Here is a 25,550-nt window from a genome sequence, read left to right as displayed (position 1 = left end):
CGCCGCCGCACGGCGGGGGAGAGGAGACCGTCGTATGGGACTGCAAGCCGGGACGCGGATCACCGATGCGCGTGTGCCTGCCACCGAAGACTCCCAGCCGGCCATAACAGGTGCCAGCACCATTGAGTTCTCCGGCGTCACCAAGCGCTACCCGGCGCCCGTCGGCAACGGTTCCGTGAACTCGAGGGCGGCCGTCGAGTCCTTCTCCGCCACTCTGCCCGCCGGCTCCATCACCGTCCTGCTCGGCTCCTCGGGGTGCGGCAAGACCACGCTGCTGCGCATGGTCAACCGCATGGTCGAGCCCACCGGGGGCCGGATCCTTCTCGACGGTGAGGACGTCCAGGACGGCAACCCGGTGGCCCTGCGCCGTTCGATTGGCTACGTCATGCAGAACGCGGGACTACTGCCGCACCGGCGCGTGCTTGACAACATCACCCTGGTGCCGCGCCTGAACGGAACCAGCCGGTCCCAGGCTCGGGCGCGCGCCCACGAACTGATGGACATGCTGGGCCTCGCCCCGGACCTGGCCGACCGCTACCCGGGACAGCTTTCTGGCGGTCAGGCCCAGCGCGTCGGTGTGGCTCGCGCGCTCGCGGCCGACCCCGGTGTCCTCCTGATGGATGAGCCCTTCGGTGCCGTTGACCCCCTGGTGCGCCGCGACCTGCAGCGCGAGTTGCTGCGCATTCAGGGTGAGCTCGCCAAGACGATCATCTTCGTCACCCACGACGTGGACGAGGCCCTGATGCTAGGCGACGAGATCATCTTGCTGCGTGAGGGCGCCCAGATCGCGCAGCGCGGCACCGGTGCGCAGCTGCTCGCAGACCCGGTGGACGACTTTGTCGCCCGCTTTCTCGGCCTCGATGACGCCGACCGCGCCCTGCGCCTGGCCGACGTCGCCGGCAACCGGGTGGTACTGGACCGAGCCGGCCGCGCCATAGGGCGGATCGATGCGGACGCGGAGATGCGCCCGTGACCTGGTTCCTGAACAACCTCCCGGTGATCGGCTCCTACCTGATCGCCCACGTGATGCAGGCGGTACCTGCGATCGTGACGACCCTGGTGCTCGCCATCCCGATCGCCCGTCTTACCCAGCGGCTGGGACCGCTGCGCGGCGTCTTCGTCTCGGGCGCCTCCCTGCTGTATGCGATCCCCTCCCTGGCACTGTTCGTGATCCTGCCGGTCATCCTCGGCACCGGCATCCGCGACACCCTCAACGTGGTGGTGGCATTGACGCTCTACGGCCTGGCGCTGCTGGTGCCCACTACCGTGGACGCGCTCGACGCCGTCGACCAGCGGGTGCTCGACGCCGCCACCGCCATGGGCATGGGGCCGCTGCGCCGCTTCGCGACCGTGGAGCTGCCGCTGGCGGGTCCGGCCATCCTTGCCGGCCTACGCGTCGTCACTGTTTCCACGGTCTCGCTGACCACGGTCGGGGCGGTGCTCGGTGTGCGCAGCCTCGGTTGGCTGTTCACCGACGGCTACCAGCGCGGCATCACCGCCGAGATCCTTACCGGCATCGTCGCCACCGCCCTGCTCGCCCTCGTGCTCGACGCCCTGGTGGTGCTGGGCGGTCGCGTGTTGCTGCCGTGGACGCGCCGCTCCCGCGTGCGCGAGGAGGTGACGTCATGAACTATCTTGGCGAGGCGATCGCCTACATCTTCACCGCCGCCAACTGGTCCGGTTCGCTCGGCATCGGACGGCTGCTGGCGCAACACCTCGCTACTCGCTGCTCGGCGTAGCCATCGCCGCCGCCATCGGGGTTCCGCTGGGGTGGTGGATCGGACACACCGGACGGGGACGGGGTGTGGCCATCGCTCTGGCTGGTGCCGTGCGCGCCCTACCCACCTCGGCCTGATCACCCTGTTCGGGCTCGCCCTCGGTGTGGGGCTGACGGCGCCTATGCTCGCCTTCATCGTCCTGGCCCTGCCCAGCGTGCTCGCCGGTGCCTACACCGGAATTGAGGCGGCCGATCCCGTCGCCGTGGACGGCGCCCGCGCCAGTGGCATGAGCGAGACCCAGCTACTGGCCCGCGTGGAGATTCCGCTGGGCGCACCGCTGCTCGTGGGCGGACTGCGGTCGGCCACCCTGCAGGTGATCGCGACGGCGACGCTCGCCGCCTACACCGGCGCCGGCGGACTGGGACGATTGATGTTCCTGGGGCTCAAGACCCAGGACTACGGCATGATGCTGGCCTCCTCGCTCGTAGTCATCGCCCTGGCACTACTCTCCGAACTCCTCTTCACCCTCCTCCAGCGCGCCGTCACCCCGGTCGGCGCGCGCAACCGAAAGGAAACCCCATGAACCCCCATGCTGCGAACCGTGCGGTGCTCACTCGTCGCAGCGCCCTGACCGGCGGCGGCCTGCTCGCCGCGGCCGCGACCCTGGCCGCGTGCTCCAACTCCGACCCGCTGTCCTCCGGTACAGCCTCCGCGGGCGGCTCCGGCGCCATCGTGGTGGGCAGCCAGCAGTATTACTCCAATGAGATCATCGCCGAGCTGTACGCCCAAGCGCTCGAGCAGGCCGGCTTCACCGTCGACCGCCAGTATCAGATCGGGCAGCGCGAGGTATACATCCCCGAGCTTGAATCCGGGGCCATCGACGTGCTGCCCGAGTACGGCGGCAACCTGCTGCAGTACTACGACTCTGAGACCAACGCCACCGACGCCGACTCCGTACACGCCGCCCTGCCGAAGGTGCTGCCGGAGACGTTGACGGTGCTCGAGTACGCCGAAGCCACCGACCAGGACTCCTACACCGTAACCAGCCAGCTCGCCGAGGAATACGATCTGGTCTCCATCGGCGACCTAGCCAAGCTCGACGGCACCGTCACGGTGGCGGCTAACTCTGAGTTCGAGACCCGGCCCTACGGCCCGCAGGGGATTAAGAGCGTATACGGAGTGGACGCTGAGGTTTATCCCGTGGAGGACTCCGGTGGCCCGCTCACTGTCGGGGCGCTGACGGACGGCAAGGCACAGGCGGCCGACATCTACACCTCATCCCCGGCCATCGACGCCAACGACCTAGTGGTACTGGAGGATCCGGAGGCCCTGATTCTCCCGCAGAACGTCACCCCGCTGGTCGCCGCCGACCTCGACGACGGCGCCGTCACCGCGATCAACGCGGTCTCTGCACTGCTGACTGTCGAGGCGCTGCGGTCCCTCAACGCCCGCTCGGTCGACGAGCAGCTCGACTCCGCCACCATCGCCACCGACTGGCTCACCGAGCAGGGCATCCTGCCCGCCTGAGCTCGCCAATGCCGGCCCTCACCCCACAGCCCTTCCGCGAGGTCGGTCGATTTGGTCGTCGAGACCGGCACCATACGTGCCCGGACCGGCAGCCATGACACGCTGGCCTCGCCCAGGTGATCCTGGGCGCGACGAGGCGAGCGCCCACATCTAGAACTAGAACGATATGGTAGCGTTCTACAGTTTTTGCGTAGCTATATCAAGGGAAAAGCCTCATGGCTTCTAGAATCACGGCGACGATCTTCCGTTGGTGTACTAGAACGTTGTAGATTCCTTTTGTCAGCACAACCGGCCGCACCGAAGCGGTCGCCAGACAAGGGAGTCAATCATGACCGTCACCAACGTCAACCTCGCCCTCGTGGGCGCGGGACGCATCGGCAGCCATCATGCCCGCGCTCTCGCTCGAGAAGTCCCGGGAGCCGTCGTTACCACCGTGGTCGACCCGCGCACCGAGGCCGCCGCGGCATTGGCCGCCGAGCTCGGCGCTCAGCCCATACCCACGATTGAAGAGGCCGTGGCCGACCCCGACCTCGACGCGGTCCTCATCACCACCCCCGCAGCGCTGCACGCGCCCGCGATCATCACGGCCGCCACGGCCTCAAAGCACGTGTTCACCGAGAAGCCCATCACCACCACCATTGAGGATGCTCATGAGGCCATCGACGCCTGCACCCGGGCGGACGTGCGCCTGCAGGTCGGCTTTAATCGCCGCTTCGCCCCGGGCTTTGCCGCCGCGCACGCGGCGGTCTCAGACGGTCGGGTGGGGGAGGTGCGACAGATGCGCTCCGTCACCCGCGACCCCGGCCCCTTCAGCGTCGACCCGGCGAAGATCGCCCCCTGGACCATGTTCCTGGAGACACTCATCCACGACTTCGACACCCTGCTCTGGCTCAACTCCGGCGCCGAAGTCGTCTCCGTGACCGCCCACGCCGATGCGCTCGTGCGTCCCGACGCGAAGCCGGACGGATTCATTGACACCGCCATGGTCACCCTGGTGTTAGACACCGGTGCCATGGCCACCGCAGAAGCCTGCTTCGAGGCCCTTTACGGCTACGACGTACGTGGCGAGGTCTTTGGTGCAAAGGGCATGGCAACCGCCGGCTGTGGCCGTACCAGCGACATGACCTACTACGGCGCCGACGGCGCCTCGTGGGACACCTCGCGCAGGGACACCGACCTGTTGCACGCCGCCTACGTCGGCGAACTCGATGCCTTCGTCCGCTCCGTGCGCGGCGAGACCGTCGACGTCCCCGGAGCCGAGGCCGGCCTGCGTGCCCTGCGTGTGGCCCGCGCCGCCATCCTGTCGGTGCAGGAGAACCGCACCGTATCCCTTAAGGAGATTGCAGAATGAGCGCCTTCACACTTGCCGCCTGCGCCGAGATGATCTACCTCGACAAGCCCTTCCTGGAACGCGTTGAGGCCATTGCCGCGCACGGTCTGAACGTCGAGATCTGGGACTGGACCACCAAGGACCTCAAGGCCCTGCGCGCTACCGGTGTGCCGGTGGTGTCCATGACCGGTTACATCGAGGGTGACCTGACCACTGACGCGGGCGTCGCCCGCCTGCTGTCCACCGCCGAGGAGTCCCTGCGGGCGGCCGACACCCTGGACTGTCCCGTGCTGAACTTCCACGGCACCGGCCTGGGACAGGGCGGCATCCCCGTCGTCGCGAATCCCAATCCCACTCCGGCGGAGTGGCTGCGGGCCGCCGACACCTGCCGTCGTCTGGCCGAGCTGGGGGAGAAGGCGGGGCGCGTGTTCACCCTGGAGAACCTCAACACCACCCTCGACCACCCCGGTTGCCCCTTCGCAAAGGCCGTAGATACGCGGGCGCTCGTCGCCGCCGTCGACCATCCGAACCTGCGCATGAACCTGGACCTCTACCACGCCCAGATCGGCGAGGGGGACCTTGTCACGCTCACCACCGAGTCGCTGCCGTGGGTCGGTGAGCTACAGGTCGCCGATGTACCCGGTCGTGCCCAACCCGGCACCGGCGAGATCAACTACCGCTTCATCGCGGAGGCCATCGCCGCGGCGGGATACCGCGGCAACATCGGCATGGAGGCATGGGCCACCGGAGACGGTGCTCCGGACACCGACGGCTCCACCGCCGTCTCCGACGCCGCTCTCGAGGCCTTCGTTCGCATCTTCACCGTCAACGTCGCGCAGGAGAATCCTCAATGACCACCGTCCCGCCCTTGTGCTATCACCCGCGAGCGGGTGTGACTGCGCTGCGCGGAGCACTGGTAGAGTCACGCACGACCAGCCGGGGAACGAGGACCTGCTCGGTGGGCAGGTAGCGGTTGGTGGCGCGTCCGATAGCGCGCTCCAGTGCTGTACGAGCCATCAGCGCGGTGTCCTGGGCGACGGTTGTCAATGGGACGATACAACGCGTGGCCTGGCGGGAGTCGTCGAAACCGACAACGCTGATGTCTCCAGGCACGTCAATTCCGTGCGTGAGCAGGTGATTGACGACGCCGGAGGCACAGCGGTCGTTGAAAGCGGCGATGGCGGTTGGGCGCTCGTCCAACTCGAGTATCTCGACTGCGGCGCGCCGTCCATCCTCCTCGTCGAGCCCGCCGCTCACCACCCGGATTTGCTGCTCTAGCCCGGCGGCGGTCATCGCTTCGTGGTATCCGGCAGCACGTTCCTCGACACCGGGAGACTTGCCGCCGTCGACGAGCACAATGCGTTCGTGTCCCAGGCCCGTCAGGTGCTCGACGACGAGCCGCAGACCTCCCCTGTCGTCCACACGCACGACATCGATGCCCTGTATCCGGGCGGGACGGGCGACCATGACCACGGGAACCTCCGCGGCCAGTGCTGCGAGCCGGGCGGGGGACGCGTGGGGGCCGAGCAGGATCAGCGCTTCGCAGCGGTCCCGCAGCAGGGGCTCGGCCGCAGCGATGTCGTCGGTCTGGGCGACGACGGCGCCGAGGACCAACTCGTACTCAGTATCTGCGATAGCCTCGTACAGCCCCTCGACAAGGTCCCCATGAAAGGGTTGGAGGACGTTGAAGGTGACGCCGATGAGTCCGGAACGGGTACGCCGCAGGCTACGGGCCCGCTGGTCGGGGCGGTAGCCGAGACGGTCGGCGACGGCCTTGACTCGCCCTCGGGTCTGCTCCGATGCGCCCGGTGCGCCGCGCATCACGATGGAAACAAGAGAAATGGAGCAGTTCGCTGCTTCAGCAACATCTGCGAGTGTCACCCGGCCGGTCGGACGCTTGGACATAGCTTTCTCCTATGGTGCTCCACCCGCCAGGCCGCGTCCCCGGATACGGGACGCCACTGGCCCGGTGGATCCGCGGCGGGCCCGCCCGGACTCCACTGCGACGCGTCCAGCGCCGGGGCGCGAACGAGCCGCTTCGGGTCCGCGCCTGTCTCAGCCGCGCGGGCGCCGGCGTCCAGATCGATCACCGACACCAGCAGCTCATCCACGAGCTCCCCCTCGAGCGCCTGCGTGTACACGCTGCCACCGCCGATCACCCAAACCCGCGGCAGGGCGCGGTAGCCGCCCTCGCGAGGATCCTGACCGAGAGCGTCGACGGCGGCCTCAGCGGCCGTCAGCCCAGCACGCAGGTCGTGTGCCACGCGGGCTCCCTCCGCCGCCCAGCCGGGTCGCCGCGTCAGCACGATGCTCGCGCGCCCGTCGAGGGCGCCCCCGATGGAGTCCCAGGTGGTTCGTCCCATGACGACGGCGCAGCCCAGGGTGGCTGCCCGAAAATGGCGGAAGTCCGCAGGGACCCGCCACAGCATACGGCCGTCGGCGCCGATGACGCCGTCTCGGTCCTGCGCCCAGATCGCGCCCACCCGCGGGTGGGCGCTGCGGTGCGCCGTCGGCCCGCCGTTCACACCGCCACCGGGGCTTTGATCGTCGGATGGTGCTCATAGCCTACGGAGGCGTCGATGTCGTCCATGGTGTAGGCGTCGATCGAGTCGGCCCGCTCCAGTCGCAGCCGCGGGAAGGGATAGGCCTGAGGCACTCGGGAGAGTTGCTGGCGGACCTGGGACACGTGGTTGTTGTAGACATGGCAGTCACCGCCGGTCCACACCAGCTCTCCGACCTCTAGATCCGCCTGCTGAGCGAGCATGTGGGTCAGTAAAGCATAGGAGGCGATGTTGAAGGGCACCCCGAGGAACAGGTCGGCAGACCGCTGGTAGACCTGCAGCGACAGGCGCCCATCGGCCACATAGCACTGGAAGAAGGCGTGGCAGGGGGCCAGGGCCATACGGTCCAGCTCTCCCACGTTCCAGGCGGATACGAGCATCCGGCGGGAATCGGGGTCGCGGCGCAGTGTGTCGATCAGCCCGGCGATCTGGTCGATCGTGCCGCCGTCGCGGGCGGGCCAACTACGCCACTGGGCGCCGTAGATGGGACCGAGCTCGCCCTCGGCATCGGCCCACTCGTCCCAGATGGTGATGCCGCGCTCCTGCAACCAGCGGGCATTCATGTCGCCACGCAGGAACCACAGCAACTCGCCCTTCACGGCCTTCATGGCCACGAACTTGGTGGTGATGCGGGGAAAACCGGCCGTCAAGTTATAACGCAGCTGGCGGGCGAACACCGAGCGGGTGCCGGTGCCGGTGCGATCCCCTTTGGAAGCGCCATCAAGTAGGACCTCGGCCAGCAACTCCTCATAGGCAACATCGACCCCGGCCGGCGGCACCAGTCCCAACCGCGACAGGTGCGGATACTCGTTGCTGGTGTTGCCGCTCTTGTTCATCAGTGCGCCTCCGTCGCATCCAGCGCGCCTGCTGGCTGCGCTCCCGACACCCTATCGCCTCGAGCGGCGCGGCTGGCCTTGCCGCCAGTTGTACCGTTGACGACGGCCGGGCCGAGGGCGGCGTGCGTGCCCTCGATCACTTGGGAGGCAAGGCTGCGCCCGCCGGACCAACCCAGCGCCGCTCCGATCCCAAAGGGGACCAGCCGGCCGACCGCCAGTGCTCCGCCCTTGAATGCAGTGCGTTTCGCCATTCGCTGCACGAGACGGGCGTTAATGGACTTAACGGTCGGCAGCGGCAGGCCGGCCAGAGACTGGGCGGCCCAGAACAGAGTCGAGATTCCCAGGGTGCCGTTGACGATTTCGCTGCCCTCGCGTCCCAACAGCGCGGACAGCACCAGCGCCCGGCGCCGGTCGTCGTCCACCAGGCGCACTTGCTGCAGTTCCGCCACGGTCAGCGCGTAGGTGACCGCGGAGGTAAGGAAGACGGCGCTCTGCCCGACGGTCAGTGTGAACGCCAGTCCAGTGCCGATCGCTGGTAGGGCGGCGCAGGCGCCGACGGCTCCCGAAGACAGCCCGGCATCGCGGCGAAAGCGCGAGGCGGCGATATCACATAGCTCGGGCGTGGTTGCCCAGGGGTACTTGCGGCGCATGTGCACCACCCGCTGTTCAATGCGTGCCGCCGGAATGCTCAGGGCACGATCGAGGGCGCGCATGAGGCATCCGGCCCGGAGGAGAGCGTGGCCGCAGTCATTTACGCGTCAGGGTCGTCCAGTAGGTGCAGCCGCACCCCGGCGCCGCGCTCAATGGTGTGGCCGACCGTGCAGCCGCGCTCGATGGCCCGCTCAACGCGCTCATTCAGCGTCTGTCGCTGCTCGCGGCTGAGAGAGGCGAAATCCGCGATGATCTGCACGTCGAAGTCGGTGTAGCGCTCCTCCTCATCGTGCTTCAGCGTGGCTACCACTACGTTGGCGTCGAAGTCCTCTCCCAGTGCCTTAGCCAGCCGGTGGTCCGCAGACAGGGTGTTGCAGGTACCCAGGGCGATCTTGATGAGCTCGCCGGGAGTGAACTCACCTTCACCAGTGCCCACACGAACCTCGGCGCCGCGGGCGTTATGAGCCAGGTACTGGCGGGTTCCGGTGCGCTCGGCCCAGACGGAGTTGGTGTCAGTCGGGGTGATGACGTCGTCGAGATCGCTCATGATGCGATCGTGTCATGCCGACGGCGGGGGCACCAGCGGCATGCGCGTAGGGCGGAACGGGAATAATCGTCGTTGGTCGCCGCAACGGTGCCTCGCGGCTGTCCGCATTCATGCCGTGGCGAGCCAGGCAGCCCCACGGCGTTCTTCGTCTGTCACAACGCGGCCGGTCTGCGCCAGTACCTTCTCCTCTACGCTGCGTCCCACCAGCGGCACCGAGACCGACAGCTCCAGGTCGATGGTGACCTGCGTGGAGTCGCCGTCGGCGCCGGGCCGCATGGACATGGTGGCCCCGGCCTTGACGGGGGCGCCCTTGACGGTGACGTCCAGGCTGCCGGCACGGGAGCCATCGGCGGCGGGCTCGCCCCAGGACTCCGTCAAACCGAAGGAAACTGCGGAGCGGACGAAGCGGGCCGCGGCCGCCGGCAGCCGGCCGGGCGGCACCGAACCGGAGATGATAGCCACGAAGCCCCGGCCGCGCGTGGCGACATCAACGCGGGCGTCCCCCAGCTGGAATCGCTCGATGCGTCCACGCTGGTAGGTCGGATCGGCCAGCATGGCGGCCACGCGATCCGGGCCGGCGGGGTAAGTGATCGTGACGCTCTTCTTCATGGTTCCGATCCTGCCATGCCCCGGCTGGCGGCGTCTGCGGCGTGCCGGACCCTGGCTGCGGTTGCGCATGCGTCCGGCGGCTCAGGGACCGAACCCACGGCCGCACCCTTGTAGCATCGGGGACGTGTCGAGTCTTCTGCCCTCCTCGGTCCGTGGTGTCGTCAGCCTGCCTCCCGCCGATCTCGACTGGCTCCATCAACTCATGGCGGACTGGCAGGTGATCGCGGACCTGTCCGTATCCGACCTGGTTTTGTGGGCGCATACCGACTCCGGTCGATTCGTGGCTGCCGCGCACTCGCGTCCGGCCACGGGTGCCACCGTGCACCTGGAGGATGTGATCGGCCGACGCATGCCCGCCGCCCGCGAGGCCATGGCGCTGGAGGCATTGATGAGCGGGCAGATCGTGGTGGCGGCGGCCCCGGAGTGGACCGGCTCTTCGGCAGTACGTGAGGAGTACGTTCCGGTCATTCACAACTCCCGGGCAATTGCCGTGGTAACCCGGGAGACCGCGGTGGGCGTGCTGCGCGGCGGCCGGATCGTGGACAAGCCCCTGGAGGAGTTGGCCGACGCTCTGTGTCTGATGATCGCGCAGGGGACCTTCCCCATCAACGGCGCTGCCACGGCGGTACGCCATGGCACGCCCCGTGTCGGTGACGGCGTGGTCAGCCTGGACGACGACGGCGTGGTCACCTATGCCTCGCCCAATGCCCAATCCTGCTTCCACCGCCTCGGCGTGGAGGGCGACATTGAGGGCAGCCAGCTCGCCGAGGCCGTCACCAGCATCATTCCCGAACGCACCCCCGTGGACGAGACCATGGCGGTGGTGTTGATGGGGCGCCAGGCGTGGTTGACCGAGGTGGAGGTCGGCGGCGTGTTCCTGTCACTGCGCTCGATTCCGCTGCGCCGGGACGGGGCTCGGGCGGGCGCCCTACTGCTTGTGCGCGACGTGTCGGAGATTCGGCGCCGGGAGCAGGTGCTGATGAATAAGGACGCCACCATCCGCGAGATTCACCATCGGGTCAAGAACAACCTGCAGACGGTTTCCGCGCTGCTGCGCATGCAGGCGCGCCGTGCCACCAATGAGGAGACGCGCACCGCCCTGACGGAGGCGGAGCGTCGCGTAGGCACGATCGCTACCGTGCATGCGGCGCTGAGTCAGAACGTCGACGAGCAGGTCGACTTCGACGAGGTGTTCTCCTCGGTGTTGCGCTCCGCCGCGGCCGTGGCCACCCCCACCGGGCAGGTATCTACCGCTTGGAGGCAAGTTCGGGGTTATTGACGCCGACGTGGCCCAGGCCCTGGCCACTGTATTGGCCGAATTGGTGACCAACGCGGTCGAGCACGGCCTGGAGGATCGCGACGGCACCGTGACGGTGCGGGCCCGGCGCGACGGCGAGCAATTGACCGTTCACGTCATCGACGACGGTGTGGGACTGGTCCCAGGCAAGGAGATGACCGGCCTGGGCACGCGGATTGTGAACACCCTGGTGCGGGGCGAACTGCGCGGCACAATCGATTGGACCCCGCCCCTGGAGGGCAGGGCACGGACGTGGTCCTACATGCCCAACTGGGGGAGTCCTAAGCGGCGGGCTCGCACGTCGACGGTGGTGCCGAAAGCGGACGGGCACACCCGGGTATGGTGCGCCCGCCAGACGTTTCGGCTCAGGAGGAGCGGCGGGCCCGGGCAGCACGCCGCTTGAGCGAGCGCCGCTCGTCCTCACTCATGCCGCCCCACACACCGGCGTCCTGGCCGTTCTCAAGCGCCCACTTCAGGCAGGTGTCGACCACGTCGCAGCGGGCACACACCTCCTTGGCCTCGGCAATCTGCGCGATCGCGGGGCCGGTGTTGCCAACGGGGAAGAAGAGTTCGGGGTCAACCGTGAGACAAGCTGCCTGGCTGCGCCAGTCCATAGGGGCTCCCTTCGGGGACGTGAATGCTGCTGCGGTGCGCGTGACGTGCCGTCCCGAATTCGCCGAGGCGGGCGTTGGACCACCGCGTCCTGCCCCAACTTTCACACGCCGACCGGGCCGGGGCAAGACCTCGCAGGTGAGACCTGTGCCGACGACCTGTAGTGATAGTCACAGTCAAGTACGTTGTTTCTGCAATGGTTACAGGAGTGAAACCTAGGCTCCGCGCACATCAAGCTAGCAGCCCGCTCCGCACGCCGCCACCTGCAGCGGCGTCACGGCACCGCGCCACACCAGCACGCCCCTGCCCGGTACGGTCGCACCGCGCGGATCAATCGCCCCACGCAACTGCTGTCCCGCGGCCTGCGCGGCGGGCCCCAGCCCCGGCCACAGCACCACGACGGCGCCCCGCTCGCGCAGCACGGCCAGCGGCCCCCGGTAGGTGCCCGCGGCCCGCTCCGTGGTTGCCGCGGCGATCACCCGGCGCCCCCTTCCGAGCGCCTCCTCCACCCGCGCCTGCGTCGCCGTATCGCTCAGATCCAGATCATCCACGACCAGCGGCTCCTCGGCTCCGGCTGGTCCCTGGGCGCAGCCGGCCAAGGCCGCGACCGTGCAGCTGCGCCCCGACCCCGGTGGCCCGACCACGAGCACGCTGGCGTCCGGCAGCGGCAGTGGGGTGGCGCTATCTCCGCCCACCGCCCACAGGCCCGGTGCGGGGACAACCCGCCGGGGAATCTCTTCCAATCGGCGCGGTCCCGACCCGGGTCCGGGCCGCTCGTCGACAGCAGGCAGCACCACCTGGCAGGCGATTGCGTCGCCGCCGTCGAGCAGGACCCCGCGCCCCGGCCCCGAACCGGTGACGACGCCGCGCGGCAACCCCGCTAGCGAGGCCTGCGCCGGCTGCACCGCTCCCAGCACGAGCCGGCGCCGTAGCGGTACGGCCCAACGGGCATTGGCCACCGTCAACGGCGCGGCTACCAACACTCCGGTGCCGGTCGACGTCGCCCCACGCACCAGCGACTCCAACAGCGCTTGTCCTTCGCCCGGGCCGAGTGCCTCGTCCACGGCCGCGAGCATCACGTCAACGTCGTCGATCGCAAGCAGGTCGCCGCGCAGGGAGCCGGCGGCTGCCAGTGACCACAGGCGGGCGAGCCGGCGCGGGTCCTGCCCGCCCACGACCGTGCCCACCCCGGCCCGGCCTGCCAGAGTCGCGGCGAGGGAATGCTGTTGTGCACACACGTGCACCGTCATGCTGCTGGCGAGTGCACCGAGGGCGGCCGTGTACACACCGGTCGAGCGTCCACAGCCCGGTGCCCCCATGACTAACAGTGGCTCGGTGGGCAACCACTCCCAGGTGCCCAGGCACTGGTTCTCCGGCAGATCCGTCAGCAGCAGCGTGCACCCGGCCTTGCGCGACGCCGATGGCGGGGGTGTGGACACATCTGCCGATGCCGGCGCGGAGCTGCGGACGGCGAGCGCTCGCGCCCGTCGGCGTTCCACGCGCGCAGGCAATGGCGGCGCCCAGGGGCGCCAAGGATCCGCCGCATCCGCCGCGGCCGCGATCTCGCCGACCAGTGCCGCCAGATGCCGCTCCGTGCCGCACCAGGGCGCCTGCAGCACCGGTTCGGGCTGCTCCTGTGCACCGGTCGAGACAATCACCCGACCCGGATGCGCCGGCAGGTGCGCGGCGCCGTCGTGGCCCAGGACGTCGCGCGAATCGGAGGGATCGAGCACCCGCAGACACACCCGCAAATTCGTGTTGGCACGAATGATGGGCGAGACCGCACCACTTGGACGCTGGGTGGCCAGGATCAGGTGGATTCCGAGACTACGTCCCTGGGCAGCCACCCGCACCAGCGCATCCAGCACCTCCGGGTGTTCGGCCGCCAGGGTGGCGAACTCGTCAACCACCAGCACCATTCGCGCGGGAGCATCGGCCGGGTCCAGGTAGGAGAGGTCTTTGGCGCGGTAACGGGCCAGCAGGCGCTCGCGGCGGCGCACCTCGCCTCCAAGGAGGCCAGGGCCCGGCGTGTCCCCGCCGGGTCCAGGTCGGTCAGGACTCCGGCGGTATGGGGCAACTCGGCGAGCGGGCCGAAGGCCGCGCCGCCCTTGTAGTCAACCAGGACCAGACTCAGCGCCGTCGGCGGGCGGGCAACGGCCAACTGCAGCAGCCAGGAGATGAGCAACTCGGACTTGCCCGACCCGGTGGTGCCGGCCAGCAGAGCATGCGGCCCGTCCGGGACCAGGTCGACCGTAACCGGCCCGTGTGCGCCCACCCCGAGCACCGCGGGCAGTCCCGCGGGCGCAGCCCGGCCCCAGCGATGCCGCAGGAGACCCCGGTCGATTTCCGGACACACCTCTTCCAGGCGCACCGTGGACGGTGGCTCGTCGGTCCCGGCGCCGCCTCCGCCCTCCTCCTGAACGGGCAGCCCGGCGACAGCACGCAGCGCCGCCCACCACCGCTCACCGGGATCCGGTGCGCGCCCGCGCACCGGCAGCACACTGACCGCCCGGGCAGGTGCCCCGGTGCTGGCGGCCGCCACCGACACCCGGCTCCGACGTCCCTCGGGTCCCCAGGACACGCGCACGCTGGCGGCACCGGCCTGCACCTGCCCGAAGCCGCGGGCGAGCACCTGCGCGCCCCACCAACGTACCGCTCCAACCGCCCCCGGCCCGGCCAGGGCGATCTGATCGCCCGCCGCCACCCGCAGCACCGTGCGTCGGCGCCGCCGTCCGGTCCAAGCCTGATCGCCTCCTCGGCGTCGGTCTTGCCGGCCGGCTCCGACTGGCTGCGCCCGCCTGCGTACCGTACCGCCACGGCGAGCAGCATGCCGGCGGGATCGGGGGGTGCGTGCCCGGGGCCCGCGCCAGCCGGCCGTCCCCGCGCGGGTGCCGCCGCGCCCCTTTCCCAACAGGGGCAGCAGTCGCAGCGCCGCCATCATGGCCATGGGGGCCATGGCCAGCACCCCCATGGCTCCGCGACTGCCGGTGCGCACCGCGACGACTGCAAGTGCCCCCAGCAGCAGCACCGCCAGCGCCGACCCGAGCACCATCCACCGGTTCTGCGCGGGCGTGGGCGGCTGCGGCGGGTGCAGGTCCGCGGGGCGACGCCGCAACTCTGCCACGGTGTCTCCCAGGCGCAGCCGGGTTCCCTCCCGGTATGCGCGTGGGCGCGTCCCCAGCCTGTGCCAGCACCAACGGCGGCGTACCCGCGCACCGTTGGCCGAGCCGGCGTCGGACAGCAACACGCCCCGGGGCGTTTGTCGCACCCGCAAGTGAGAGCGGGAGACGGCGTGATCGGTGAGCACTCCGTCGCGTCCGACCGTGCCGCGCTCGGGTAGCGGAACCACCAGCCTGCGTCGCGGCCGGAGAGAATGGCCAGGTGCCAGGAGGAGGACAGTGCCGCGTGTGCGGCCGCCGCGGCCACCGCGTGGCCGGTCACCGTCGCCGGCCCGGATCCGGGAGCGGTGAGGCCTTGTGGCCAGGGGGAGGAAGTCGAGCGCATGCCATGAGACTGTCGCCATCACCGGCCAGCCGCTGCGGGCCTGTGGAGACGCCGCGGTGAGGGTGTCGCGAAGCGTACCTGTGGGCAGCGGTGCCGTGGAGGGCCTCCGTCGGCACTCGCCCCAGTGGCCCAGCGGAGGAGCGGCTTGGGGGAAGATGGGGTCCATGAGCGAAGCCCGCCCCACGCCTCCAGCCGCGTCCGCCACCGACCTGACCGGCGTGCCCGCCGCCATACGCACCCGCTGGGGCGAACTCGTCCGGGACATCGAGCGCGCCCGAGACGCCTACTACGACGCCGTCGACGCCCAGAGCCCGTGGTCGGACGCCGAATACGACGCGCTGTACCGCGAGTTGGAATCCTTGGAAGCGGCCCATCCTGCGCTGCGTCTGTCCTCTTCACCAACCCAGACCGTGGGCGGACGCGCGGTCACGGATTTCGCCGCCGCCCCGCACCACGAGCGCATGTACTCCCTGCAGGACGTGTTCAGCCTGGACGAAGTGGAACAGTGGGCCCAACGCATGGCGGCCGAGACCGGCGTACCCGACGCCGAGCTGCCCATGACCGCCGAGGTCAAGATCGACGGCCTGGCGGTCGCATTGACCTACGAACACGGGGTACTCACCCGTGCCGCCACGCGTGGGGACGGCGTGGTGGGAGAGGACGTCACCGGCAACGTCCGTACCATTGACTCCATACCCCTGGTACTCGCCGGTGACTCGCACCCGGACCTGCTGGAGGTGCGTGGCGAGGTGTACTTCCCAGTGGCGGCCTTTCACGAGTTCAACAAGCGGCGCCGCGCCGAAAACCTCCAACGGGAGGCGGAGGGCCGTCCCCGCCTGCAGGTGTTCGCCAACCCCCGCAACGCGGCCGCCGGCTCCCTGCGGCAGAAGAACCCGGCGGTCACCGCCGCCCGTCCGCTGGCCATGATCGCCCATGGCGTCGGCGCCATTATCCCGGCAGCGGGGGAGCAGCTGCCCACCGCCCAACATGCCTGGTATGAGCTGCTGGCGGCCTGGGGACTGCCGGTTTCTCCTTATAACCAGGTGGTGCGGGGCCGCGCCCAGCGGGAGGCCTATATCGCCCGCTACGCCGACCACCGCCACGACCTGCTGCACGAGATCGACGGCATCGTGTTCAAGCTCGACTCCCGTCCGCTGCAGGCCGAGTTGGGGTACACCTCGCGCGTACCCCGGTGGGCCACCGCCTACAAGTACCCGCCCGAGGAGGTGCACACCCGCCTGCTGGACATCGACGTCCAGGTCGGCCGCACCGGACGGGTGACCCCCTTCGGCATTATGGAGCCCGTGCTGGTGGCCGGTTCTCGCGTATCCCGCGCCACCCTCCACAATGCCACGGAGGTTGCCCGCAAGGGCGTCAAGATCGGCGACCTGGTGGTGCTGCGCAAGGCGGGCGATGTCATCCCGGAGATCGTGGGGCCCGTGCTCGAGCGGCGCGACGGCAGCGAGCGGGACTTCGTCATGCCGCAGCAATGCCCCTCCTGTGGGACGGCACTGGCGCCGGCGAAGGAGGGCGACGTCGACTTGCGGTGCCCCAATACCCGCTCCTGCCCGGCGCAACTGACCGAACGCATAGCCCACATCGGATCCCGCGGTGCCCTGGACGTGGAGGGACTGGGCGACGAAGCGGCCTCTGCCCTGACCCAGCCCGACGCCGGACGCGTCGAGGCGCTCGCAGCGCTCGCCGCCGGGCATTTTCTCGAGACCGAGCAGGGGCGCCTGCGCCTGCCGGACAAGAAACTGCAGGCACTGCACCCCGCCGAGCGAATCGGGGTCGCCGAGGCCCTACTGGCCGAGGCGGCTGTTCCCGAGCAGCAACCGGTTCTCACGGGCGAGGCCGGCTTGTTCGAGCTAACGGCCGATGATCTGCGAGATGTGTTCGTCTACCGTCCCATCACGCGTGGCGGCGTCCCCACCGGTGACTGGAGGCGGTTGCGCTTCTTCTGGTCAAAGCAGCTCTATACCAAGGATGGCGCGGTTAAGCGTTCCACCGCCCCCGGCAAGAATGCCACCGCCATGCTGAAGCAGCTGGAGGCGGCCAAGCAGCAGCCGCTGTGGCGGGTGCTGGTGGCTCTGTCGGTGCGGCATGTGGGCCCGACGGCGGCCCGGGCACTGGCCCGGCGCTTTGGCTCTATTGACGCCATGCGCGCGGCGAGTCTGGAGGAGCTGGCGCAGGTCGACGGCGTGGGGCCGACCATCGCCGCCGCCTGGCAAGACTGGTTGGCCGCCGACTGGCACCAGCAGATCCTGGCTCGCTGGGCTGCGGCGGGGGTGCGCATGGCGGATGACGCCGGGCCGGTCGAGCAGACGCCGCAAACGCTTGCGGGTCTGACCATCGTCGTCACCGGAACGCTCCAGCGCTTCACTCGCGACGGCGCCAAGGAGGCCATCATGGCGCACGGTGGCAAGGCCTCGGGAAGCGTATCGAAGCGGACAAACTACGTCGTCGTCGGCGAGAATGCCGGCTCGAAGGAGACGAAGGCCCGCGAGCTGGGGCTGCCGCTGCTGGACGAGTCCGGCTTCGAGACGTTGCTGGCGGGTGGCCCGGACGCGCTTGGAGCCTGAGCAGCAAATCGGCCCGCCCGCGGTTGGAAACCGTTGGGCGGGCCGAGTCTGGGCCGTTCGGGCAGCCGCTAAGGGCGCGGGCGAAGGCTTCAGTAGTGAGAGACGACGGTGGTGCCGATTTCCGCCCAGTCGTAGATCCACTTGGCCTCGTCCACCGGCATGTTCAGACAGCCGTGAGAGGCGGAGAACCCCCAACTCGACCACCACGGGGCTCCGTGCAGTGCGTAGCCTTCATAGAAGTAGGAGATCCACGGCACGTTTTCCGTCTCGTAGTCGGTGCCGTCCGCATTCTGCCCGCGCATGGTCTGGGTCTCGTACTGCAAGTAGACGTGGTAGGTGCCGGTAACGGTGGGAGTGGCGGCGGCGCCGTCGACGATGGTTACCGGCCCGCGCACCACCGTAGCGCCCTCGTAGGAGGTGACCGTTTTGGCCGACAGGTTGATGTCGATCCACTTCTCGCCCTCGGCCGCCTGGTAAGCCAGGTCCTCGGCGCCGTCGGCGATCTCGCGTTCCTCCCACTGCTCCTCGCCGGTGGTCATTTCGAAGGTGCCGGAGTAGGCCTCGCCGCTGGAGAGCGACTCAGTGATGGCCGTGGTAATCGTCTCGGCGTTGTTCACCGTCTGGCCGGCAACCGCCTCAACGCTGGTGGCCACGACTTGCCCGGAGGAGTTGACGTTCCGCTGTCCGATTACCGGTTCGATGTTGGCGGTGGCCGCCTGCGTGCTCACCCACTCGGCCACCTGCTCGCTGTCAATGGACAGGGTGGGAGCGGCATCGAGGTTCTCGGTGACCACGACCCAGGACGCCTTGGTCGCGGTGTCGGCGCTGTAGAACTCGGTTCCATCGGCGTTGGTGATGGTGACATCTTGGGCAATCCACTGGTTGGCCGTATCCGCCACGGCCTGGGCGTCGGCATCCGAGACGGCAGGGGCCGTGTTGACATATGCCAGATCCACCGTGGTGGGGCTCAACGTCGACGCGGCCCGCGCGGCGGCCTGGGCCAGATCGGTGGTATCTACGCTCACGCCCTCACTGGAAGCGCTCACCTCAAAGGTGTTGACATCGGAGTTGAGGACCACCGAGGCGCTTTTTGCCTTCGCCTGGTCCTCGGGCACGAGGCCGCTGGCGTAGTCCTCCAGCACGGCGTCGTCGCTGGCGGTGACGACTTCGATGTCGGCGCCTCCCAGCAGCGCCTTGAAGCGGTCGATGACGTCGGCGCCGCGGCTCATGGCAGCGTCCGCGGTCGCCTCGGCGTTGATGGTTGTGCCCAGGTCTGTCAGGGAGGCGGTCGCCTCGGCATCGCCGGTGATGGTCACCGTGGCGGCATCTGCCTTGGCTTCGATCGCCTTGACGATCTCATCCCGGCTCATGCCGGCCACGTCGGTACCGGCAACCGTGGTGCCGGGTACGGCGACGTCGGCATAGTGCTCGGCGTAGGCGTAGCCGCCCACGCCAATCAGTAGCAGCGCCGCGGCCAGCGATGACACCACCCAGCGGCGCCGACGGCGGGGCCGCTTGTCGCCTTCCGCTGCAGCAGGAGGGAGCGGGGCGCTTCCGGCAGAGGCCGGTGATGTCGGCAGATCTGCGACGCCGGTGCGGGTGCCGTTTCGCCGAGCAGTGCCGCCGTGGCTTCTTCGGCGTCGGGTGCGGCGTCCGGCTCGGTTGGAGTGTCTGCGCTCGGGGCGGTGGACGTGTCCGCCATCACCGGGGCGGTCTGCTCCGTCTGCTCCGCCGGCGCTGTTGGTGCGGAGACTTCCGCCTCGGCGGGGGTGCTCGCCGTCGGCGCTGAGTTCGCTGCCGCGAGGATTGAGGTCCGTGCAACCGCAGGTGTCTCACCATACGGGCTCTTCAAGATCGTGTCCGGGGCAGCATCGGTGTCAACGGGTCGGCCGGACAGTGTCGGCGACTCGTCGATCTCCTCCGGGCCCGGCCCGGTGGGGAGCTTGTCGCTGTGCATAGGATCCTTATTCGCTGGCGGCCCGGCGGAGGTGGGGGCCGTCCTGATCTGGGTATCCGCACTAATCACGGAACCTCTGCCGCCAATGACACCGGCACCCGCTGAGAATGTCAATGTTGTCCGCCACGGTGTGCCTGTGACTTCTTGCATGAGGCGTGCATAATTGCCGCGAGCTGTCGGCTGTCACGCAGACGTTGTGCCACTCTGCAATAATTCCGTGATGAAAACGCAATTGCGGTACGAAGAATGCTGACGGCATATGAGCCGACCGCGGGGCGAGTGTCGTGTGGGGCAGCGGATGGTCGGGCGAGCGGGTGCCGACTCGGCAGTGAGCCGGCAAATGGATACACTCGGGCCCATGTCTGCTATCTCCAAGGATGAGGTCATTCGCGTTGCGGCGCTCGCGCGCGTGGCCCTGAGCGATGCGGAGGTGACGCGGCTGGCCGGCGAGTTGGATGCGGTTGCATCCGCCTTCGCTCGGGTCAACAGCGTGGTCACCCCCGACCTACCGGCCACCTCGCATCCCGTTCCGCTTACCAATGTGATGCGTGAGGACACGCCGGGCCCGACGCTCGACGTCGAAGAACTGCTCGCCGGCGCCCCCGCCGCGGAGGATTCCGCGTTCATGGTGCCCCGCATCCTGGGGGAGGACTCCGCCTCGTGAACCCGATGAACTCTGAAACGACAGCCGCATCCGCCGACGCTTTGGTGCGGGCGAGCGCCGCGCAACAGGCCGCTGCCCTGGCCGCCGGCGAGGTCTCGTCCCGCGAGCTGACTAGCGCCCATCTGGATCGCATCGCCGCCGTCGACGGCGCCGTGGGCGCATTCCTCGACGTGGATGCCGACAAGGCCCTGGCCGACGCTGATGCTGCCGACGCCGCCCGCCGGGAGGCCGGCTCCGCCGGCGACCCGGTGCCTGAGCTGACCGGCGTGCCGACGGCGGTGAAGGACTTGATCGTCACCCGCGGCCAGGTGACCACCGCCGCCTCCCGGATTCTGGAGGGTTGGGTCCCGCCGTACGACGCGACCCTGGTGAAGAACCTGCGCGCCGCCCACCTGCCGATCCTGGGCAAGACCAACCTCGACGAGTTTGCTATGGGCGGCTCCACGGAACACTCGGCCTTCGGGCGCACCGCCAACCCCTGGGACCTTGAGCGTATCCCCGGTGGCTCCTCCGGAGGCTCGGCCGCTGCGGTCGGCGCCTTTGAGGCGCCCGTCGCCGTGGGCACGGACACCGGCGGTTCCATCCGTCAGCCCGCGGCCGTCACCGGCACCGTTGGGGTCAAGCCCACCTACGGCACGGTGTCCCGCTTCGGCGTGATCGCCATGGCCTCCTCCCTGGACACCCCCGGCCCCATGGCGCGAACGGTGCTGGACACCGCCCTCCTGCACGACGTCATCGCCTCCTACGACCCGCTCGACTCAACCTCGCTGCCGGACGCCCCGCGCGGTATGGCCGATGTGGTGCGCGCCGCCCAGGCCGGAGCCGATCTGAGCGGCCTGCGCGTCGGCGTGATCGCCGAGCTCGACGGCGGCGAGGGCTATCAGCCCGGCGTCGTCGACTCCTTCCATCAGGCCCTCACTCTGCTTCAGGATGCGGGCGCCGCGGTGGAGACCGTGTCCCTGCCCCACCTGGAGTACGCGCTGGACGCCTACTACCTGATCATGCCCGCGGAGGCCTCCTCCAACCTGGCCCGCTACGACGGCATGCGCTACGGCCTGCGCGTCGAGCCCACCGAGGGGCCGGTGACCGCGGAGACGGTCATGTCCGCCACCCGCGGCGCCGGTTTCGGCGACGAGGTCAAGCGGCGCATCATCCTGGGCACGCACGTGCTGTCGGCGGGGTACTACGACGCCTACTACGGCTCCGCCCAGAAGGTGCGCACCCTGGTGCAGCGGGACTTCACCGCGGCCTGGCAGCAGGCGGATGTGCTGGTCTCCCCGACCGCACCGGTTACGGCCTACCGCTTCGGCGAGAAGGACGACCCGCTGGCCATGTACAAGCTCGACGTGACCACCATCCCCGCCAACCTGGCCGGCGTCCCGGCCATGAGTCTGCCCTCGGGCCTGAGCGACGGCCTGCCCGTCGGCTTCCAGATCCTGGCGCCGCAGCGTGCCGACGACCGCCTGTACCGGGTGGGCGCGGTGCTTGAGCAGATGTTGGAGAACAAGTGGGGCGGTCAGCTGCTTGCCCAGGCCCCTGAGCTGGAGGTGAAGTGACATGAGCGACAAGCTGATGGACTTTGACGAGGCCGTGCGCCGTTACGACCCGGTCATCGGACTGGAGGTGCACGTTGAGCTGGGCACCGCCACCAAGATGTTCGACGCCGCCCCCAACGTCTTCGGGGCCCAGCCCAACACCATGGTGACACCCACCAGTGTGGGCCTGCCCGGATCCCTCCCGGTGGTGAACGGCAAGGGCGTGGAGTACGCCATCCGCATCGGACTGGCCTTAGGCTGCCAGATCGCCGAGACCTGCCGCTTCGCCCGGAAGAACTACTTCTACCCGGACCTGTGTAAGGACTTCCAGACCTCCCAGTCGGACGAGCCGATCGCCTATGACGGCGCTCTTCCGGTGGAACTCGAGGACGGGACGATTTTCACCGTGCCGATCGAGCGTGCTCACATGGAGGAGGATGCTGGCAAGAATGTGCACGTAGGCGGCGCCGACGGCCGTATCGAGGGCGCCGACCACTCCCTGGTCGACTACAACCGGGCCGGTGTACCGCTGGTGGAGATCGTGACTCGTCCCATCGAGGGTGCCGGCGCCCAGGCCCCCGAGGTTGCCGCCACCTATGTGCGCACCCTGCGGGACATCTTCCGGGCACTGGGCGTGTCCGAGGCCCGCATGGAGCGCGGCAATGTGCGGGCCGACGTCAACGTTTCCCTGCGCGAGGGCCCCGACGCTCCCATGGGCATCCGCACCGAGACCAAGAACGTCAACACCTTCCGCGGCATCGACGCGGTCGTTCGCTATGAGATCAGCCGCCAGGCGGCCATTCTGGCCGACGGCGGCACGGTGCAGCAGGAGACCCGGCACGGCCAGGCCGACGGCACCACCCGTGCCGGCCGTATTAAGTCCGATGCCGACGACTATCGCTACTTCCCGGAGCCGGACCTGGTGCCGCTGGCCCCCAGCCGCGAGTGGTGGAGCAGATCCGTGCCAGTCTGCCCGAGATGCCGGCCGCCAAGCGACGCCGGTTGAAGGCGGAGTGGAACCTGGCCGATGACGAGATGCGCGATGTCGTCAACGCGGGCGCGCTGGAGCTCATCGAGGCGACCGCCTTGGCCGGCACCACCGGGCAGGCGGCGCGCAAGTGGTGGATGGGGGAGCTGTCACGCGCTGCGAAGGAACGGGAGGTTTCGCTGGAAGATCTGCCCATCACGCCGACGCAGGTGGCCGAGCTGCAGAACCTGGTCGATTCGGGCCGCCTGACCGATAAGCTCGCTCGCCAGGTGCTGGAGGGTGTGCTGGCCGGCGAGGGCAACCCCGAAGCCGTCGTGGAGGCGCGCGGGCTCGAAGTCGTCTCCGATGAGGGGGCGCTGCTGGCCGCCGTCGACGAGGCTCTGGCCGCAAATCCGGATGTCGCCGAGAAGATCCGCGGTGGCAAGGTCAAGGCAGCGGGCGCCATCGTCGGTGCGGTCATGAAGGCGACCAAGGGGCAGGCCGACGCCCGCCGGGTGCGCGAGTTGGTGATGGAGCGCGTGGGCGTTTGACCGCCGCGTCGGTGACCGACAATTCCCGGGGTTGACCTGGATGCGTATGCGGATCCGGCTGTCTCACGACTGTGAGCCGAGAGACAGCCGGATCTGTTTTGTGTCGGATGGGGATAGGCTCAGACCGTATATTCAGACCGTGTATACAGCTAGCTAGCCGAGACCTGCGACCGTCGTTGGTCTGTCTGACATACCCCATAACGGAGGATCCAACCCATGGCACAGCCGAGTCCCAGCTATACCGTTGCCCTTCACCTGGAGGTACCCGCCTCACAGAAGGCTGTTACGACACTCGTCGACACGGCTTCGGCAACGGGGGCCATCGTCAACGGCGTAGATGTTGCGGATACTGATGGCGACACCCTGTTCGTGGACCTGACCGCCGATACCCGCGATTCCAAGCACCGCGGTGAACTGGTAGAGGCTCTCAAACAGCTCGACGGTGTGATCGTCCACAATGTCGGCGACTCCACCTTCCTTGCCCACGTGGGTGGCAAGGTAGAGGTCACACCGCGTACCCCCATTCACAACCGGCGCGACCTCGCCCGCGTGTACACCCCCGGTGTGGCGCGGGTGTGCAAGGCTATTCACGATCACCCCGAGCGTGCCCGCCAGCTGACCATCAAGAAGAACACGGTCGCAGTCGTCACCGATGGGACCGCCGTGCTCGGCTTGGGGGACATCGGCCCGGAGGCTGCCATGCCGGTGATGGAGGGCAAGGCGGTGCTGTTCAAGCAGTTTGGCGATGTCGACGCCTGGCCGGTTGCGCTGGACACTAAGGACCCCGAGGAGATCATCAAGATCGTTAAGGCGATCGCTCCTGCCTACGGCGGCATTAACCTTGAGGACATCGCCGCGCCCAAGTGTTTCGACATTGAGGCGCGTCTGCGCGAGGAACTCGACATTCCCGTTTTCCACGACGACCAGCACGGTACCGCCATCGTCACCCTGGCCGCGCTGATCAACGCGTTGAAGGTCGTTGGCAAGAAGATCGAGGATGTGCGCATCGTGCTTTCCGGCGTCGGTGCGGCCGGCTCCGCGATCGCCAAGCTGCTCATGGCGCATGGCGCCACGGACATCGTCGGCTACGGCCGCTCGGGTGCACTCAACAGTGAGCACACCGAGGGCATGAATGAGCACCGCAAGTGGCTGGCGGAGAACACCAATCCGCGGCACGTCTCCGGCACCCTCAAGGAGGGGCTGAAGGGGGCCGACGTGTTCATCGGCGTGTCGAGTGGAAACCTGCTCGAGCCAAGGACCTGGCAGTCATGAACGAGAACGCGATTGTCTTCGCCATGGCGAACCCGACTCCGGAGGTCGATCCCGTAGGCGCGGCCGAATACGCCGCCGTGGTCGCCACGGGGCGTAGCGACTTCCCGAACCAGATCAACAACGTGCTGGCCTTCCCCGGCCTGTTTCGGGGACTGTTGGACACCGGCATCACCGAGATCTCCGTGGAGCTGCTGCGCGCCGCTGCCACGGGCATCGCCGGTGTTATTGCCGAAGAGGAACTCAGCCCCGTGTACATCATCCCCGGTGCGTTCGACAAGCGCGTGGCGGCGGCGGTTGCCAAGGCGGTGCGCAAGTTCGCCACCGTCTGACGTGCGGGAACACACCGCGCGGGTGCCGTTATAACCGAATCGGCGCGTGGAACCGGCGGCTTGGCCGGCGACCGTGAGGAAGCGTGGGCTGTTGGCTCGACCCCGACCCGGCGGGGCCAACAGCCCACCGCTGTACCCCAGTGCGACCGGTCCAGCGTGACGTGGGCCAGTTCATAGCGACCGGATTTGACGCGGCCCCGCGGCGCGACGATAAAGTACAGCCCGCTGCGTCGGAAGCGGTTCCCGGACTGGGGGACGATCCGCGTAGCCCGCGTCCGAGAGGAACCGGCTGTGATCGGGGAGACGTTCCCCGGCCTTGACGCCGATTAGGTTTGCTCATAGGATTGCGGATGCTGCTCGTTGGAGTGAGGTGCCGGTCGTAGGACGGCACGGAGCTTCTCCTGGGTGTGTTGTTTGGGATCTCGATAGTGTGTCGTGTTTGTTTGTTTTGTTGGTTTTTTGTTGGTTTCTTTGTTTGGTTTTTGTTTTGTTTGGAGAGTT

19 protein-coding genes and 4 pseudogenes are annotated in these 25,550 nt (G+C 68.6%); 12 read left to right on the top strand and 11 right to left on the bottom strand.

Going from position 1 to position 25,550, the window contains the following annotated elements; translation table 11 throughout:
• Positions 1 to 34 precede the first annotated feature (34 nt).
• The 6 genes and pseudogenes from BW737_RS00115 to BW737_RS00090 all read left to right on the top strand — a co-directional run bounded on the left by BW737_RS00115 (position 35) and on the right by BW737_RS00090 (position 5,429).
• Positions 35 to 973, top strand: coding sequence for an ABC transporter ATP-binding protein (locus BW737_RS00115; protein WP_086615550.1), 939 nt, complete (start codon positions 35 to 37; stop codon positions 971 to 973).
• Entirely contained in the window at positions 970 to 1,629 is a 660-nt protein-coding gene (locus BW737_RS00110) for an ABC transporter permease (protein WP_086615551.1), read from the top strand. Before BW737_RS00115 ends, BW737_RS00110 begins: the two co-directional genes overlap by 4 nt.
• Positions 1,626 to 2,301, top strand: a pseudogene (locus tag BW737_RS00105) (ABC transporter permease). The gene BW737_RS00110 and the pseudogene BW737_RS00105 overlap by 4 nt, the downstream one beginning before the upstream one ends.
• Positions 2,298 to 3,245 carry an ABC transporter substrate-binding protein gene (locus BW737_RS00100; RefSeq protein ID WP_086615552.1) on the top strand — a complete coding sequence of 316 codons (948 nt, stop codon included), beginning with the start codon at positions 2,298 to 2,300 and terminating at the stop codon, positions 3,243 to 3,245. The pseudogene BW737_RS00105 and the gene BW737_RS00100 overlap by 4 nt, the downstream one beginning before the upstream one ends.
• A gap of 328 nt (positions 3,246 to 3,573) precedes the next feature.
• The gene (locus BW737_RS00095; RefSeq protein WP_086615553.1) at positions 3,574 to 4,596 is read left to right on the top strand and encodes a Gfo/Idh/MocA family oxidoreductase; all 1,023 of its coding nucleotides are present in this window, start codon (positions 3,574 to 3,576) and stop codon (positions 4,594 to 4,596) included.
• The gene (locus BW737_RS00090; protein ID WP_086615554.1) at positions 4,593 to 5,429 is read left to right on the top strand and encodes a TIM barrel protein; all 837 of its coding nucleotides are present in this window, start codon (positions 4,593 to 4,595) and stop codon (positions 5,427 to 5,429) included. Before BW737_RS00095 ends, BW737_RS00090 begins: the two co-directional genes overlap by 4 nt.
• 22 nt (positions 5,430 to 5,451) lie before the next feature.
• Here BW737_RS00090 and BW737_RS00085 read toward each other — a convergent pair whose 3' ends face one another.
• From BW737_RS00085 to BW737_RS00060, 6 genes are all read right to left on the bottom strand, one after another.
• Complete coding sequence (locus BW737_RS00085; protein WP_086615555.1) at positions 5,452 to 6,480, bottom strand: LacI family DNA-binding transcriptional regulator; 1,029 nt, start codon at positions 6,478 to 6,480, stop codon at positions 5,452 to 5,454.
• Positions 6,453 to 7,100: a dihydrofolate reductase gene (locus BW737_RS00080; RefSeq protein ID WP_257210280.1), complete on the bottom strand. Its 648-nt coding sequence runs from the start codon at positions 7,098 to 7,100 to the stop codon at positions 6,453 to 6,455. Before BW737_RS00080 ends, BW737_RS00085 begins: the two co-directional genes overlap by 28 nt.
• Positions 7,097 to 7,972: a thymidylate synthase gene (locus BW737_RS00075; protein WP_086615556.1), complete on the bottom strand. Its 876-nt coding sequence runs from the start codon at positions 7,970 to 7,972 to the stop codon at positions 7,097 to 7,099. The genes BW737_RS00080 and BW737_RS00075 overlap by 4 nt, the downstream gene beginning before the upstream one ends.
• A complete protein-coding gene (locus BW737_RS00070; RefSeq protein WP_257210279.1) occupies positions 7,972 to 8,685 on the bottom strand; it encodes a hypothetical protein in 714 nt (237 codons plus the stop codon). The genes BW737_RS00075 and BW737_RS00070 overlap by 1 nt, the downstream gene beginning before the upstream one ends.
• A gap of 38 nt (positions 8,686 to 8,723) precedes the next feature.
• Positions 8,724 to 9,170, bottom strand: coding sequence for an OsmC family protein (locus BW737_RS00065; protein WP_086615557.1), 447 nt, complete (start codon positions 9,168 to 9,170; stop codon positions 8,724 to 8,726).
• A gap of 108 nt (positions 9,171 to 9,278) precedes the next feature.
• Positions 9,279 to 9,779 carry a DUF2505 domain-containing protein gene (locus tag BW737_RS00060; protein WP_086615558.1) on the bottom strand — a complete coding sequence of 167 codons (501 nt, stop codon included), beginning with the start codon at positions 9,777 to 9,779 and terminating at the stop codon, positions 9,279 to 9,281.
• Between the two features lie 124 nt (positions 9,780 to 9,903).
• Here BW737_RS00060 and BW737_RS00055 point away from each other — a divergent pair.
• A pseudogene (locus tag BW737_RS00055) lies at positions 9,904 to 11,361 on the top strand (sensor histidine kinase).
• Positions 11,362 to 11,441: 80 nt separating this feature from the next.
• On the opposite strand, the gene BW737_RS00050 reads toward BW737_RS00055, so the two are convergent.
• From BW737_RS00050 to BW737_RS19185, 3 genes are all read right to left on the bottom strand, one after another.
• Positions 11,442 to 11,690, bottom strand: a complete 249-nt coding sequence (locus tag BW737_RS00050) for a WhiB family transcriptional regulator (RefSeq protein WP_067939003.1) — start codon at positions 11,688 to 11,690, stop codon at positions 11,442 to 11,444.
• A 234-nt stretch (positions 11,691 to 11,924) separates the two neighbouring features.
• Positions 11,925 to 13,607 (bottom strand): FtsK/SpoIIIE domain-containing protein, encoded by a 1,683-nt coding sequence (locus BW737_RS19190; protein WP_338063807.1) that lies wholly within the window; start codon positions 13,605 to 13,607, stop codon positions 11,925 to 11,927.
• Positions 13,499 to 15,037 carry an FHA domain-containing protein gene (locus tag BW737_RS19185; protein WP_338063806.1) on the bottom strand — a complete coding sequence of 513 codons (1,539 nt, stop codon included), beginning with the start codon at positions 15,035 to 15,037 and terminating at the stop codon, positions 13,499 to 13,501. The genes BW737_RS19190 and BW737_RS19185 overlap by 109 nt, the downstream gene beginning before the upstream one ends.
• A gap of 319 nt (positions 15,038 to 15,356) precedes the next feature.
• Here BW737_RS19185 and ligA point away from each other — a divergent pair, with 319 nt between their 5' ends.
• Entirely contained in the window at positions 15,357 to 17,774 is a 2,418-nt protein-coding gene (gene ligA / locus BW737_RS00035) for an NAD-dependent DNA ligase LigA (protein ID WP_257210278.1), read from the top strand.
• An 89-nt stretch (positions 17,775 to 17,863) separates the two neighbouring features.
• On the opposite strand, the gene BW737_RS00030 is transcribed toward ligA, so the two are convergent.
• Both BW737_RS00030 and BW737_RS00025 read right to left on the bottom strand, forming a co-directional pair.
• On the bottom strand, positions 17,864 to 19,264 hold the full coding sequence (locus BW737_RS00030; protein WP_257210277.1) for a L,D-transpeptidase family protein: 1,401 nt from the start codon (positions 19,262 to 19,264) through the stop codon (positions 17,864 to 17,866).
• Positions 19,231 to 19,731, bottom strand: coding sequence for a hypothetical protein (locus BW737_RS00025; RefSeq protein WP_086615562.1), 501 nt, complete (start codon positions 19,729 to 19,731; stop codon positions 19,231 to 19,233). Before BW737_RS00025 ends, BW737_RS00030 begins: the two co-directional genes overlap by 34 nt.
• 358 nt (positions 19,732 to 20,089) lie before the next feature.
• On the opposite strand from BW737_RS00025, the gene gatC reads away from it, so the two are divergent.
• The 4 genes and pseudogenes from gatC to BW737_RS00005 all read left to right on the top strand — a co-directional run bounded on the left by gatC (position 20,090) and on the right by BW737_RS00005 (position 25,049).
• Positions 20,090 to 20,395, top strand: a complete 306-nt coding sequence (gene gatC, locus BW737_RS00020) for an Asp-tRNA(Asn)/Glu-tRNA(Gln) amidotransferase subunit GatC (RefSeq protein WP_086615563.1) — start codon at positions 20,090 to 20,092, stop codon at positions 20,393 to 20,395.
• A gap of 5 nt (positions 20,396 to 20,400) precedes the next feature.
• Positions 20,401 to 21,951, top strand: coding sequence for an Asp-tRNA(Asn)/Glu-tRNA(Gln) amidotransferase subunit GatA (gatA, locus tag BW737_RS00015; protein WP_086615567.1), 1,551 nt, complete (start codon positions 20,401 to 20,403; stop codon positions 21,949 to 21,951).
• 1 nt (position 21,952) lies between these two features.
• Positions 21,953 to 23,448, top strand: a pseudogene (gatB, locus tag BW737_RS00010) (Asp-tRNA(Asn)/Glu-tRNA(Gln) amidotransferase subunit GatB).
• Positions 23,449 to 23,664: 216 nt separating this feature from the next.
• Positions 23,665 to 25,049, top strand: a pseudogene (locus BW737_RS00005) (NAD-dependent malic enzyme).
• Positions 25,050 to 25,550 lie beyond the last annotated feature (501 nt).

This window comes from Actinomyces ruminis (assembly GCF_002154335.2).
Lineage (GTDB): Bacteria > Actinomycetota > Actinomycetes > Actinomycetales > Actinomycetaceae > Actinomyces > Actinomyces ruminis.
Note: the sequence above shows the minus strand (reverse complement) of the source record. Positions and strands in the feature narration are given on the sequence as shown.